This is a genomic window from Ottowia thiooxydans (genome assembly GCF_040548795.1).
Taxonomy (GTDB): domain Bacteria; phylum Pseudomonadota; class Gammaproteobacteria; order Burkholderiales; family Burkholderiaceae_C; genus Ottowia; species Ottowia thiooxydans_A.
Map to the genome: position 1 here is coordinate 137,914 of NZ_JBEPSH010000005.1, position 14,097 is coordinate 152,010.

Below are 14,097 nucleotides of genomic sequence, written 5' to 3' on the forward strand. Positions count from 1 at the left end.
CGGCTCTTCAAGAAAGCCGACTCTGGCCCTCGCCGGCCCACTGCGAAACCGGGATCGCTAGAGCGTCCTTGATGGCTATTTCAGTCGAAATAAGAATCTGCCCCTTATTTGATGGCAAACGGTGGGAACCGAATGAAGCGGTGCTCTCTTAGTTGATGCGGACGGTCATTCCCATCGGGCATCTCTCAGGGGTCGCAGAAGCGTTAATATTTAGGTATTAATTTGATAATAAGGGTGGCAAGTAGAGGGTGGCCGATCGAATGAACCCCGCTCTCAGGGGTGTGGGTGCCACCCGTCATCGCGCAGAGGGACAATGATCCCTATTTCTTTTTTGACATGCGCTACGGGCCTGCGGTCCAGCGGTGACAATACGAATACCCTCCGTGGGCTACGCGGGATGCCAAAGGGCGATGGACCCAAGCGCTCCCTCAGGATGTTTACAAACAACAGAGACAAAAGCGAAGCAGACAGACCATGACGATGCTAGAGACCAAACTCAACGCCCGTTCCACGGAATTTCAGGCCAACTCCACTGCGATGCGCGCTTTGGTAGAAGACCTGAAAGAGCAGGTTGCGAAAATGGCCGAAGGAGGCGGAGAGGCCGCGCGCAAGAAGCACACGGATCGCGGCAAGTTGCTGCCTCGTGTTCGGGTACAGACCTTGTTGGATCCAGGCACACCCTTTCTGGAAATTGCGCCGCTGGCGGCCATGGGCATGTACGGTGGGGATGCGCCTTCCGCAGGCATTGTGGCGGGCATTGGCCGCGTCAGCGGAGTCGACTGCATGATCGTCTGTAACGACGCCACGGTCAAAGGCGGGACCTACTACCCCATGACCGTCAAAAAGCATCTGCGAGCGCAGGAAATTGCAGATGCCAACCGGTTGCCCTGTATCTATCTGGTGGACTCCGGGGGCGCCAACTTGCCTCAGCAGGACGACGTCTTCCCTGACCGCGATCATTTCGGTCGGATCTTTTATAACCAGGCCAACATGAGCGCCAAGGGGATTGCTCAGATCGCTGTCGTCATGGGCAGTTGTACTGCAGGCGGCGCCTACGTGCCGGCCATGAGTGACGAAAGCATCATCGTCAAGAACCAGGGCACCATCTTTCTGGGTGGTCCTCCTCTGGTGAAGGCTGCGACGGGCGAAGAGGTCACGGCCGAAGATCTGGGCGGTGGGGACGTTCATACGCGTCTTTCCGGCGTGGCGGATCACCTGGCGCAAAACGACATGCATGCGCTTGCGCTGGCGCGTGAGATCGTGTCGCACCTGAACCGCAAGAAAGAGCCTGCTGGCGATCTACGCATCCCAGTGGCGCCCAAGTACGCCGCGGAAGAACTCTATGGCGTGATTCCTACGGACACACGCAAGCCGTTCGATGTGCGGGAGATCATTGCCCGAATCGTGGACGGTTCGGAGTTCCATGAATTCAAGGCGCGCTTTGGCGCCAGCCTGGTGTGCGGCTTTGCGCATATCGAAGGCATGCCGGTCGGCATCGTTGCCAACAACGGCATCTTGTTTTCTGAGAGCGCCCAAAAAGGCGCCCACTTTATTGAGCTCTGCGGCCAGCGCAAGATTCCGTTGGTTTTCCTGCAGAACATCACAGGCTTCATGGTGGGCCGCAAGTACGAAAACGAAGGCATTGCGCGCCACGGCGCCAAGCTGGTGACGGCGGTGGCGACCGTGAACGTCCCCAAGTTCACCGTGATCATTGGCGGTAGCTTTGGTGCTGGCAACTACGGCATGTGCGGCAGAGCCTATTCACCGCGTTTCCTGTGGATGTGGCCGAACGCCCGTATCAGCGTGATGGGGGGCGAGCAAGCTGCCGGCGTACTGGCCACCGTCAAGCGAGACGGCATAGAGGCCAAGGGCGGGCAGTGGAGTGCCGAGGAAGAGGAGGCTTTCAAGGCCCCGGTTCGCCAGCAGTATGAAACCCAGGGACATCCTTACTACGCCAGCGCCCGGCTTTGGGACGATGGCGTCATTGACCCCGCAGATACGCGCCGGATGCTGGCGCTGGGCCTGTCTGCTGCACAGAACGCGCCGATAGAAGACTTGAAATTCGGTATTTTCCGCATGTAGCCATGCCGTCCTGGCCACAGCACTTTTCCACTCTGGCTCGCTATAACGTGTGGGCCACCCGGCGCTTGCTGGCCGCGGTAGGCGATTTGCCTGAAGAAGCCTATCGGCGTGACGTGGGCCTGTTCTTCAAAAGCATCCACGGCACGCTCAATCATTTGCTGGTGGGAGAACACCATCTCTGGTTTGTGCGGTTCTCGGAAGGCACTTCACCTCGCTTGTCCCTGGATGCTGAACTGGAGTCTGACCGCCAGAAGCTGGAGCAGCGTTTGGTAGAAGGTGCGGAGCGCTGGCAGGCTTTGATCCAGAGTTGGCCGCTGGAGCGTTTCGACGGTGAACTGAGCTATATCACCATGCGTGGCCAACCTGCAAATCTTCCTTTTTGCGCCACTTTGGCGCACGTTTTCAATCATGGAACGCATCACCGTGGCCAGGTCACGGCGGCGCTTACCGCACTGGGCCGAACAATCACTGAGCTCGACCTCGTTTATATGCTGCAAGAGGAATCCAAAAGGTCATGACCAATTCTGCTATTCGTACATCCGTTCAGAATCAGATCGCTACGGTGGTGCTCAGCCGGCCTGAGCTTAGAAATGCATTCAACGACGAAGTGATTGCGGACCTGACCCATGCGTTTTCGACCCTGGGTGAAGATCCACAGGTGCGCGCGATCGTGCTCATGGCGGAGGGGCCGGCATTTTGCGCGGGCGCGGACCTCAACTGGATGCGCCGCATGGCCGACTATTCCCAGGACGAGAACGAACGCGACGCCGAGAAGCTGGCTTTCATGATGCGCACTATCTATGAGTGTCCAAAACCCACTATTGCACGCGTGCAAGGCGATGTCTATGCGGGCGGCATGGGTTTGGTGGCCGCCTGCGATGTGGCGGTCAGCATTGATACAGCCCACTACTGTCTCAGCGAGGTCAAGCTCGGCCTGACGCCAGCCACCATCAGTCCTTATGTCATACGGGCCATGGGGCCTAGAGCCGCCCACCGTTATTTCTTGACCGCTGAACGCTTTGATGCGCAGCAGGCACTGCGCCTGGGTTTTGTGCATGAGGTGGTACCTGCCGATCAACTCAATGAGGTCGTGAGCACATGGGTGAACGCATTCCTGGCGGCTGGCCCCAATGCACTGAAGGAATGCAAGAAGCTGGTGCAATACGTGGCCGACCGGGACATCACTCGCCTGCTCATTGATCACACTGTAAAAGCCATCGCCGACATTCGGTCCTCGGACGAAGGCAAGGAAGGCATACAGAGTTTTTTGAACAAGACCAAGCCTGGCTGGCTGGTGTCTTGAGAAGGCATCGGTGGGACACCGTTGTAGACACACGTAGAGGCACAGGCGCGTCGTCATATGCAAGAACTCTTCCAGCAGATCGTGCAGTGGTTGCACAGCATGGGTATTCATCCGAACCAGGAGACCGCCCAGGCTATTGGTGAGGCCGTCGGGCAGGCTGGCACCGCCGTGGGCGGGGCGGTGGCGCCTGTGGTGGCCAAGATGGACATGGCTTCGCTCATGGCCTTGGCTGCAGCGCTTGGATGGGCGAGCGGATTCAGGCTTTATGCGGTGGTGTTTCTGACGGGGGCCATGGGTTATGCAGGGTGGATTCCGCTTCCTTCGGGCTTGAATATTCTCGCGCACCCTGCCGTCATGGCCGCCAGTGGTTTCATGCTTCTGGTTGAGTTTTTTGCTGACAAGATTCCGTGGGTGGACAGCGTTTGGGATTCGATCAACAGCGTGATCCGGATCCCCGGCGGCGCGCTTCTGGCAGCGGGTGTTTTTGGTGCCGATTCGGCCACCATGGGCTTGGTGGCTGGTTTGCTTGGCGGAGGCCTGGCTGCTACCTCCTTTGCGACCAAAGCCACCACACGCGCCGCGATCAACACTTCACCAGAACCCTTTTCCAACTGGCTGGCATCTTTCTTCGAGGACGGGCTGGTGGTGCTGGTGATGTGGTTGGCCACCACGCACCCGGTGGCCTTTGGCGTTGCGCTGGTGGTGATGCTGCTGGTTTCCGCACTCCTGCTGGTGGTGCTTTACAAATTTCTATTGACGGTCGTGGTCAAGCTGCGCCGCCTTTTTGGCAGAACATCGTTCGAATCAAATAGTGCCTGAGTGGCGCTGACAACCTGGGGAGACAACACTTTGTTTGACAAGATACTGATCGCCAACCGTGGCGAAATCGCTTGCCGCGTAGCTGCCACAGCGCGCCGCATGGGCGTAAAGACCGTGGCTGTCTATTCAGATGCCGACGCGCACGCGAAGCATGTGTCAGCGTGTGATGAGGCAGTGCATATTGGCGCCAGTTCTCCCAAGGAGAGCTATCTGCAGTGGCAACGGATCCTGGATGCGGCCAAGGCCACAGGCGCGCAAGCCGTTCACCCTGGTTATGGTTTCCTGAGTGAAAATGAGGAGTTCGCGCAGGCGTGTGCGGACAATGGCCTGGTGTTCATTGGCCCTCCTGCTTCGGCGATCAAAGCCATGGGTCTGAAGGCCGAATCCAAGCGACTTATGGAGTCAGCCAGCGTACCTTTGGTGCCTGGCTATCACGGCGCAGGCCAAGACCCTGAAATGCTGCACAAGGAGGCTGATCGCATTGGCTATCCGGTTCTGATCAAGGCCAGCGCAGGGGGTGGCGGCAAGGGCATGCGTGCGGTCCAGAAGACAGAGGAGTTCGCTGCAGCGCTGGAGTCCTGCAAGCGTGAGGCCATCAACAGCTTTGGTGATGATGCCGTCCTGATCGAAAAGTACGTCCAGCGCCCCCGCCACATCGAAATCCAGGTATTCGGTGACGCACACGGCAACTACGTCTATCTCTTCGAGCGCGATTGCTCCGTGCAGCGTCGGCATCAAAAAGTGCTGGAAGAAGCGCCTGCACCTGGCATGCCGGAGAGCATTCGTGCCGCCATGGGCGAAGCAGCCGTCAATGCGGCGCGCGCGGTGAATTATGTGGGCGCCGGCACGGTGGAGTTCATCGTGGAGCAACCGGGTGGCTATGAGCGGCCAGACCAGATGAAGTTCTACTTCATGGAGATGAACACACGGCTGCAGGTAGAGCATCCGGTCACGGAGGCCATCACCGGCCTTGACCTGGTCGAATGGCAACTGCGGGTAGCCAGCGGCGAACCCCTGCCTCTGGAGCAAGATGACCTGCTTATCGAAGGCCATGCTATCGAAGCTCGCATTTGCGCTGAAAATCCAGACAAGAACTTCCTGCCCGCCACAGGTACCTTGAAGATCTATCGCAAGCCCGCGCATGCGAGCTTTGAGATTGATGTGGTGCGTGTGGACGATGGTGTGCGCGAGGGCGATGTCATCAGCCCGTTCTATGACTCCATGATCGCCAAACTCATCGTCTGGGGCGAAACGCGTCAGGAGGCACTGGCCAAGCTGGACGCAGCACTGGCCGCTACGCACATTGCAGGCTTGCAGACCAATGTGCAGTTTTTGCGTCACGTTCTGGCCTCCGAATCTTTCAGCCAGGCCAAACTCGACACGGCCCTGATTCAGCGTGAGTCCGATCAACTTTTCAAGCAGGACAAACTGGGCGCCCAGATGGTCGTTGCCGCCGCAGTGGCGCAAACAGTGCTGTCGGAGCGCCAGGCTGAAACACACGACCCATTTAGCCGCCGCGATGGTTTCCGATCTCACGGTACGGCTTCCCGGCGGATTGATTTCGAATACAAAGGCCAGCCAGTCGTTGCCAAACTACGCTACTTGAGCGACGGCTTGCAACTGGCGGTAGGCGATCAAGACGCACGGCCGCTGGCTTTCTCCGCCGATGCGCAAGGACGCCTGGATGTTCGCTTTGGTGATGATCGCCAGGTGGTACAGATCTACAAGATCGGCGAGGTGGCGCACGTGTTTGGTGCCCGAGGCGCGGCCACCATCACCGAGCCCGATGTGCTGTCTCATGCGGGCGAAGGCGGTGGCGAAGCTGGACGGCTCACCGCGCCCATGCCTGGCAAAGTGGTGTCGATCGCCGTCAAGGCGGGGGACAAGGTAAGCAAAGGCCAGCTGCTGGTGGTGATGGAAGCCATGAAGATGGAGCACACTATTGCCGCGCCGCAAGATGGCGTGGTGGCCGAGCTGCTTTTTGCGCCGGGCGAACAAGTAACCGAAGGGGCAGAGTTGCTCCGATTGGCTTCGTAAATCCAGGAGAAATTTCATGATGCATTCGAGGGTGCGTGCCGGAATGGGCGCAGTGGGTTTGGTGTTGGGGGCTTTGCTGCTTTCTGGCTGCGCTTCCATGTCGGAGGAGCAGTGCCTGGGTGCGAATTGGGCCGCTCTGGGTCATTCAGACGCGCGCGATGGAGACATGCCCGACTTCGGCGCCAAGCGGGTGCAAAGCTGTGCCGAAAAAGGAGTTCGGGGGAATCTGAGTGAATGGCAACGCGGCTGGGAGCAAGGCCGGCGGGAGGTTTGTGTGCCTGGCAATGCGGACTCCTGGGCCCGTCGTGATAGTGAGTACAAACCCGGTTTCTGCCCACCGGACATGGAGCCGTTGTTCCTGTCCATCTACACGCCGGCGCGTGATCGCTACCGCTTTGAAAAGCGCATCAGAGACCTGCAACAGCAGATTGACGAGCGTTCCCGCAGGCTTGAAGAGGTCATTCGAGACTCGGGCCGGTCAGAAAACCAGAGTTCTCAGAGACGGGCAGAATTGTCTGCGCGCAGGTCTTCGCTGGAGCATGAGATCCGCAATTTGCGTGACCGCATGCGCACAGAGACGATGATGCGTGTAGTGAGGTAGATTGCCTCGGCGCCTTGGGTCGTTTACCAAACAGTGATCGGCCCCAGTACCCTCCCGCGTATTCTGGTGCGTCGTGAGGGTTTATTTATTTGTGTTCCAAGAATGATCTGGCGAGTTTGGCTTGACCAGAATCACCGTGCAGGGGGCATGCATGGCCACCCGGGTGGGCACCGTGGCCACAAAGCGTTGCATCTGCAAGCCATGGGTGGCCGCTCCCATGACGATCAGGCTGACATGGTTGGCGCTGGCGTATCGCAGGATGGCCTGTGCGGCATCGGTTGATTCCAGTACATGGTAGGACGTTTGATGGTTAGCCAGGTCCAGACCGCGAGTCCAGTTCTTGAGCATCGCCAACATGGCGCGATGAACGGTGGCCTCGCTTTTTTCCTCGTCGGTACTGCTGCCAGGCGCCACCACGGTCACGCAAGCCAGGCGCGCGCCCGGTCGAATGCCCAAGGATCTGCTGACCGCCATTCGGAGCGCGTCCAAGGTGGTTTCTGTGACATCGCGGTGCGCAATAGCTACCAGCAAGATGGGTACCTCTTCTATCTGCCTTGCCGGTAGGGGGCTGGGCTGATACTCGGCACCCGCGGCACGGATCCATCGTCTGAGTTGTGTGAAGAAGCCAGGGGCCTGGAGGCGCAGACCTCGCACCCCGATCTGGATCTGCTCCGGGTGAGTCAGGTCGAAAGCAAGGTGCGCTGCGGAGGGGTAGCGCTCTGCCGCCATGGGTTCCAGGCAGCGCAGGATAACTTCTTGCAGCCACTCCGGGAGGTCAGGGCGGTGCTTGCGTGGAGGGATCGGTTCTGCCCAAAGTCGTTGGCGCAAACCACCCGTGGTGATGGGTGCGCCGAAAGGCAATTCACCTGTGGCCAATTCATACAACATGGCGCCTATGGAAAACACGTCGCTGCGAGGATCACCTCGCACGCCAACCACCTGCTCCGGTGCCATATAGGCCGGAGAGCCTACTGCTTTGCGCATTTCTTCTGCCAGCAGATCGGGGTAGTGGGCGTGATAGCTCAGGCCAAAGTCGAGCAGAACAGCCTGAAAGTTCAGCGAATTTCGGCCCTCATCTGGGCCTGAGGCGCTGGCTTTTTCGTCGCACCTGACCATGACGTTGGCAGGCTTCAGATCCATATGCACCGCGTTCTGCTGATGCAGCGCATGCGCTGCCGTGGCCACCGCAGCCCCCAGGCCTGCTATGAGCTCGGGTGAGCACGCTTGTCCTCGTTGAGATTTCGCTATCCAGGAATTCAACGTCCGGCCTGCCACATATTCCATCACGAGATACGGCGTTGTCGAAATATCACCTGAGGCGACGAGACGTGGCAGATGGGGGCCGCTCAACGCTTGCATGATTTGCTGCTCGACTTCGAAACCCACCAGGTTTTCCGCTCCATCGCGGGCTGTCATTCGAGGTACTTTCATCACCATGTCGAATGGCGCGACTCGCCCGTCCGCATAAACGACGCGGTAGATCAGCGCCATGCCGCCCTTGTGCACCAGTTCACGGATGCAGAAGCCATCCACGTTGGTGCCGGGAGGCAGGGTGTTCACCTGCCGAACTCCAGACGGTCTGCGAAGAAGGCAGGGAGCGATGTGGACCGGATAGCGGCCATGGCCCCTTGCACGTCGTAGGGCACGCGATGAAACGTCAGCAACTGAGCGCCATCATCGAAGATCGCGTACATCGCATCGGCTCGACCATCTCGCGGCTGACCCACCGAACCTACGGTCGCCAGCCAGAATCGGTGGCCCGGTACCGGAATAGGCACTCCCGGGGTCGGAGAAAAGGGCATCAGCTTGCCGGCTCCTCCACGAAAAAAAAGTGTTTGGGCGTGGACATGCCCGCCAAAGACATGCCGAACTTTATCGTTACCTACAGGCGGCTGCACCGCCCCGTCCAGACTGGCAGCGGCCAGCTGCGGCGTTTCCACGTAGCGCCAACGCTCAGGGCAGTCGGCGCTGGCGTGCACCAGCACCAAGCTGCTCTCGGTATGCGTCATGGGCAGGGCCGCCAGAAAGGCACGCTCGTCCAACGAGAGCTGAGCCTGGGTCCAGGCCACGCTGACATGGCCAAGGTCTGTCTTGCCTTCCACCAGGGGCATGGAGCTATAAAGATCGTGATTTCCCTTGATGGCGAGCGCACCTTGCGCCCGCAAGGCCATCACCTGCCGCACCACGGCGCTGGGCTCCGCGCCATAGCCCACCAGATCGCCTAAAAAGGCATGTCGATCAATGCCGCACTTTTCAGCGTGGGTCAGGCAAGCCTCCAACGCGTGGCGATTGGCGTGGATGTCGGCAAGCAAAGCGTACTTCATGGGAGCCTTCTACGGAGCGATAACCGTCATGAGAAAGTATTCACGACCTATTGATCCGGCACGGAGAAGCATCAACGGGGGGCTTGGCCCATGAATCTGGGTTGACCCGGCTAGATTATGAGCACGTTCCTTGAATACTTGGCGACTTCCAATTTGTCCGCACGCCGCTACACTGACTGGTTGCATCTATCCAATGAATTGCCATGTCTATTCCTTCGCGAGTGAAGATTGTCGAAGTGGGGCCGCGCGACGGCCTTCAGAATGAAAAGCAACCCGTACCCGCCGCCATCAAGATTGGCCTGGTGCATCGGTTGCAGGACGCGGGCCTCAAAGAAGTTGAGGTCACCAGTTTCGTCAGCCCGAAGTGGGTGCCTCAGATGGCCGATGCTGCAGAAGTGCTGGCTGGCATGGAGCGCAGGCCAGGGGTTCGCTACAGCGTTCTGACTCCCAACATGAAGGGTTTTGAGGGCGCGTTGGCTGCCGGTGTCGATGAAATTGTGGTCTTCGCGGCAGCCAGTGAGGCCTTCAGCCAGAAAAATATCAACTGCTCGATTGCAGAGAGCATCGAACGCTTCGCGCCGGTCGTAGAAGCTGCGCGGGCCAACGGCATTTATGTGCGTGGTGCCATGAGCTGTGTCGTGGGTTGTCCTTATGAAGGCGAGGTAGCCCCCGAGCGCGTCGGCTACCTGGCTGGCCTGATGAAAGGCATTGGCGTGCAACACGTCGGCGTGGCCGACACCATTGGCGTAGGCACCCCTCGCAAAGTACAGCGTGTTGTAGAGCAAACACTGAAGCACTACGAGCTGGACGACATATCGGGCCATTTCCACGATACCTATGGGCAGGCATTGGCCAATACCCTGGCCTCTCTGGAGATGGGGGTATGGCAGTACGACACCTCGATCGCAGGCCTGGGTGGATGCCCCTATGCCAAGGGCGCCACCGGCAATGTGGCCACGGAAGATGTCGTCTACATGCTTCACGGCATGGACATCGACACCGGCATAGATTTCGACAAGCTTGTGGATGCCGGCGCCTATATCAGTGATTTCCTTCAGCGCAAGCCCAATTCGCGGGCGGCGACTGCCATGTTGAACAAACGAGCCGGGTGAACTCATGGAAACGGTTTTGGAGAATTTGCCCGAGGGTGTTCGGCGAGTGACAGAGGCACTTGCCGCCGCAGGGCATCCCCATGTTCCCGTCATGCTGGACGATGCGGCGCGCACCGCCGCGCAGGCAGCCGAAGCGCTGGGTATCGAGGTCGGGCAAATTGCCAAGAGCATCATTTTCAAGCGCAAGGCAGATGAGGTTGCCGTGCTGGTGATCACCTCGGGTGATCGCAGAGTGGATGAAAAGAAAGTGGCTGCGCTGGTGGGCAAGATCGGCCGCGCCGATGCTGAGTTCGTCAAAGCCAAAACCGGCTTTTCCATCGGCGGCGTATCGCCGGTGGCCCATGTTGACCGCTCCGTCACGTTGATCGACCGCGAGCTTTATCGCTTTGATGAGATCTGGGCCGCGGCTGGCCATCCCCACGGCGTGTTCAAGCTGGCGCCAGTTGATCTTGAGCGTTTGACCGACGCACCCGTGGCAGACGTGGTTGAGGCACCTTCACCGTGACGCCTATGACCGCTTGCGTTGGCCTGGTGCGTAGCTAAGTGGCCGGCGTACGCGATCTTGACGCCCTGGCGCGCGAAGCACAGCTCGCCTACGACCACTGCACTCCGATGCCGTCACCTTGCGTGCGGACTTGCCGCATTGAAGAACGTACTGGCTTGTGTGAAGGCTGCTTCCGGCGTCTGGACGAGATTGCTGGCTGGGGCTCCATGGAAGACCCTAAGAAGTGGGCCATATGGCAGAGAGTCCAACTGCGCAGAGAGAAAGCAAAATGACACGCCCTAAACGCATCGACTTCTACCTGGATTTCATTTCTCCCTACGCTTACCTGGCGTTCGAGCAAATACCTCGGGCGCTGCAGGGGTTGAGCTACGAGGTGGTGTACCGGCCCATTTTGTTTGCAGGCCTGCTCAAGCATCACGGGCAACTGGGCCCGGCCGAGATCACGGGCAAGCGCGAGTGGACCTACAGGCAGGTGGATTGGCTGGCAAGTGCACATTCGATTGAGTTGCGTGCGCCAGATGTGCACCCTTTCAACTCTCTGGCGCTGTTGCGATTGGCGCTGGCCTGTTCAAGCCAGGGCATGCCCAACCGCTTTCAATGCGAAGCGATTTTTCGCCATGCCTGGGTCGAGGGTGGTGCTGCCGACGATGCTGCGCGGTTGAGGGCACTGACTGATCGTCTGGCCCCGCAGAGGGATCCGGCGGCGAGCGATGTCAAACAGGAACTGAAGCAGGCAACGGAGGCTGCCATCTCAGCCGGAGTATTTGGTGTACCGAGCATGGTGGTTGACGGCCGGGTGTTCTGGGGTTTCGACGCCTTGCCCATGTTGCGGGCTTACCTGGAGAAGGACGAACGTCTGGATCAGGCTTGGCGCGCTCCTGAACTCATAGGGCAGGGTGTCCGTAGGTCCTAGCCAGAGCATGGTTCCGGCGAGAAGGGTTTTGTCCTGGGAGCGCCAAGCTCCAGCTTGGCATTTGGGCGGGTATGTCGGTCAGAAGAATTGCCAAGCTGGAGCTTGGCGCTCCCAGGCAATACCAAGCACTAGCTCCGGATGTCTGAATTTTTTTCTACGGACTTACCCGAAGACGTCTCGCGGTTTATTGCCAAAAATTTCACATAAGAAAAAATTCCGTCGGGGTTATCCCTTGTTTTGGTTCGCTCGTGCAAGTCACGATGGAATTGTTAGAAAAGTTGTCAGAAAAGGGTCAGCTATTCGTCTCACATTCGGAGTGCAACCACGAGGGTTTGAACCCCCCGATGGGTGGCATTCACGAACTTTCAACAGGAGACACGCATGGCAACAACGGCCGCACGGCCCATGAGCGCGGAGGAGAGGAAAGTCATCTTCGCCTCCTCGCTGGGCACAGTATTCGAGTGGTATGACTTCTATCTCTACGGATCGCTGGCAGCCATTATTGCCAAGCAGTTCTTCGCGGGTCTGGACCCGACTTCTGCTTTCATTTTTGCGTTGTTCGCCTTCGCCGCAGGCTTTATCGTGCGACCCTTTGGCGCACTGTTTTTCGGCCGCTTAGGTGACATGATTGGCCGGAAGTACACCTTCCTGGTCACCATTTTGCTCATGGGCTTGTCCACCTTCATCGTGGGCTTGCTGCCCAACTACGCCTCCATTGGCGTGATTGCTCCCGTGATTTTGATCGTGCTTCGAATGTTGCAAGGTCTGGCGCTCGGGGGTGAATACGGGGGTGCCGCTACCTACGTAGCCGAGCATGCACCGCAGGGCAAGCGTGGCGCTTACACCTCCTGGATTCAGACGACGGCAACGCTCGGACTTTTCCTTTCTCTGATCGTCATCCTGATTGTGCGCAACGTGGTGGGCGAAGAAGCATTCGCTGCCTGGGGCTGGCGGATTCCTTTCCTGGTGTCGATTGCGCTGCTGGCCGTCTCAGTCTGGATTCGCTTGTCGATGAACGAATCTCCGGCTTTCCAGAAGATGAAGTCGGAAGGCAAAACCTCCAAGGCACCTCTGAAAGAATCGTTCGGTGAATGGAAGAACCTGAAAATTGTGCTGCTGGCGCTGTTCGGTCTCGTGGCCGGTCAAGCGGTGGTTTGGTACACAGGTCAGTTCTACGCGCTGTTCTTCCTGCAGAGCGTTTTGAAGGTTGACGCTTCCACCGCGAACATCCTGATTGCCATCGCACTTTTGATTGGCACACCATTCTTCGTGATCTTCGGTACCTTGTCAGATAAAGTGGGCCGCAAGCCGATCATTCTGGCTGGTCTGCTGTTGGCGGTGTTCACCTACTTCCCGCTCTTCAAGGCGCTGACTCAAGCGGCCAACCCAGCGCTGGCAGCCGCGCAAGTGGCTAACCAGGTGGTGGTCACTGCCAATCCTGCTGAGTGCTCCTTCGGTGGCAACCCTGTAGCTCGTGAGATCGACTTCCGCAGCTCTTGCGACATTGCCAAGCGTTTCCTTGCGGCCAATGCCGTGAGCTACGAGAACGTGGCAGGAACTGGGCAAGCAGTGGTCAAGATCGGGAGCAAGGAAATTGCTGCGCCCACCGGAGTGGTGGTAAACAGCAAGTTCGATGAAACGAGTGCGGCGGCCATTGCAGCTTTCAAGAAAGAAGTGGGTGACACACTGAAAGCAGATGGTTATCCGAGCAAGGCGGATCCTGCGCAGATCAACAAACCGCTGGTGGTCGGCATTCTGGCGATCCTTGTGATCTACGTCACCATGGTCTACGGTCCTATTGCCGCGGCTCTGGTGGAAATGTTCCCAACGCGCATCCGGTATACATCCATGAGCTTGCCCTACCACATCGGCAATGGATGGTTCGGGGGCATGCTGCCGACCATTTCCTTCGCGATGGTCGCCTCCAACGGCAACATGTATTACGGGCTGTGGTATCCAATCGTGATTGCCGCCGTTACGTTCGTGATTGGTCTGTTGTTCGTTCGTGAAACCAAGGACGTGGACATCTACGCATCCGATTGATTGCGCAAGCGATTAGTTGAATCATTGAATCATCGAAGCCATGACTCTTTGACTCCTTGATTCTTTGCGCATTGAAAACCGCCCGCATGGGCGGTTTTTTTTGTCTCAGACAATGCCTTAATCGAGAAAAAATGCCCTTTTTATGGGCCCTCTCAAGAGTTGATTGACGTGTTTTTCAGCTTTGCGAAAAGAGAGTTTCTTAGAATGCGGTCACCTGCACATAAAGGCAGGACTTTTAAAACCAACTTTCTGGAAGCTAAATGGCAACTGCGACGAAGAACATCAAGAAACCAACCCCTGTGACAAAGGCCGCTAAGAAGCCTGCCCCTGTGACCAAGGCTGTTCAGAAAACCGCTCC

General features: G+C 58.2%; 13 protein-coding genes. 11 read left to right on the forward strand and 2 right to left on the reverse strand.

The window, feature by feature from the left end:
* Window positions 1-474: 474 nt before the first annotated feature.
* The 6 genes from ABIE13_RS12795 to ABIE13_RS12820 are packed head-to-tail and all read left to right on the forward strand — an operon-like array spanning window position 475 to window position 6,842.
* Entirely contained in the window at window positions 475-2,082 is a 1,608-nt protein-coding gene (locus tag ABIE13_RS12795) for a carboxyl transferase domain-containing protein (RefSeq protein WP_354443961.1), read from the forward strand.
* 2 nt (window positions 2,083-2,084) lie between these two features.
* A complete protein-coding gene (locus ABIE13_RS12800) occupies window positions 2,085-2,600 on the forward strand; it encodes a DinB family protein (protein ID WP_354443963.1) in 516 nt (171 codons plus the stop codon).
* Entirely contained in the window at window positions 2,597-3,385 is a 789-nt protein-coding gene (locus ABIE13_RS12805) for an enoyl-CoA hydratase/isomerase family protein (RefSeq protein WP_354443965.1), read from the forward strand. Before ABIE13_RS12800 ends, ABIE13_RS12805 begins: the two co-directional genes overlap by 4 nt.
* 57 nt (window positions 3,386-3,442) lie before the next feature.
* Window positions 3,443-4,204 (forward strand): DUF4126 domain-containing protein, encoded by a 762-nt coding sequence (locus ABIE13_RS12810; protein ID WP_354443967.1) that lies wholly within the window; start codon window positions 3,443-3,445, stop codon window positions 4,202-4,204.
* Between the two features lie 30 nt (window positions 4,205-4,234).
* On the forward strand, window positions 4,235-6,241 hold the full coding sequence (locus tag ABIE13_RS12815) for an acetyl/propionyl/methylcrotonyl-CoA carboxylase subunit alpha (protein ID WP_354443969.1): 2,007 nt from the start codon (window positions 4,235-4,237) through the stop codon (window positions 6,239-6,241).
* Window positions 6,242-6,257: 16 nt separating this feature from the next.
* Entirely contained in the window at window positions 6,258-6,842 is a 585-nt protein-coding gene (locus ABIE13_RS12820) for a DUF2799 domain-containing protein (protein ID WP_354443971.1), read from the forward strand.
* An 81-nt stretch (window positions 6,843-6,923) separates the two neighbouring features.
* Here ABIE13_RS12820 and ABIE13_RS12825 read toward each other — a convergent pair whose 3' ends face one another.
* Together ABIE13_RS12825 and ABIE13_RS12830 are read right to left on the reverse strand one after the other, a co-directional pair.
* Window positions 6,924-8,402 carry a serine/threonine protein kinase gene (locus ABIE13_RS12825; protein ID WP_354443973.1) on the reverse strand — a complete coding sequence of 493 codons (1,479 nt, stop codon included), beginning with the start codon at window positions 8,400-8,402 and terminating at the stop codon, window positions 6,924-6,926.
* Entirely contained in the window at window positions 8,399-9,166 is a 768-nt protein-coding gene (locus tag ABIE13_RS12830) for a metallophosphoesterase family protein (protein WP_354443975.1), read from the reverse strand. The genes ABIE13_RS12825 and ABIE13_RS12830 overlap by 4 nt, the downstream gene beginning before the upstream one ends.
* Window positions 9,167-9,369: 203 nt before the next feature.
* Between ABIE13_RS12830 and ABIE13_RS12835 the strand changes: the two genes are divergently transcribed.
* The 5 genes from ABIE13_RS12835 (at window position 9,370) to ABIE13_RS12855 (ending at window position 13,739) form a co-directional block, all read left to right on the forward strand.
* Window positions 9,370-10,278, forward strand: a complete 909-nt coding sequence (locus ABIE13_RS12835; RefSeq protein ID WP_354443977.1) for a hydroxymethylglutaryl-CoA lyase — start codon at window positions 9,370-9,372, stop codon at window positions 10,276-10,278.
* Window positions 10,279-10,282: 4 nt separating this feature from the next.
* Complete coding sequence (locus ABIE13_RS12840) at window positions 10,283-10,783, forward strand: YbaK/EbsC family protein (RefSeq protein WP_354443979.1); 501 nt, start codon at window positions 10,283-10,285, stop codon at window positions 10,781-10,783.
* 107 nt (window positions 10,784-10,890) lie between these two features.
* Window positions 10,891-11,055: a DUF1289 domain-containing protein gene (locus tag ABIE13_RS12845; protein WP_354444686.1), complete on the forward strand. Its 165-nt coding sequence runs from the start codon at window positions 10,891-10,893 to the stop codon at window positions 11,053-11,055.
* Window positions 11,052-11,696, forward strand: coding sequence for a 2-hydroxychromene-2-carboxylate isomerase (locus tag ABIE13_RS12850; protein WP_354443981.1), 645 nt, complete (start codon window positions 11,052-11,054; stop codon window positions 11,694-11,696). The genes ABIE13_RS12845 and ABIE13_RS12850 overlap by 4 nt, the downstream gene beginning before the upstream one ends.
* A 381-nt stretch (window positions 11,697-12,077) precedes the next feature.
* Window positions 12,078-13,739, forward strand: a complete 1,662-nt coding sequence (locus ABIE13_RS12855) for an MFS transporter (protein WP_354443983.1) — start codon at window positions 12,078-12,080, stop codon at window positions 13,737-13,739.
* Window positions 13,740-14,097: the final 358 nt, after the last annotated feature.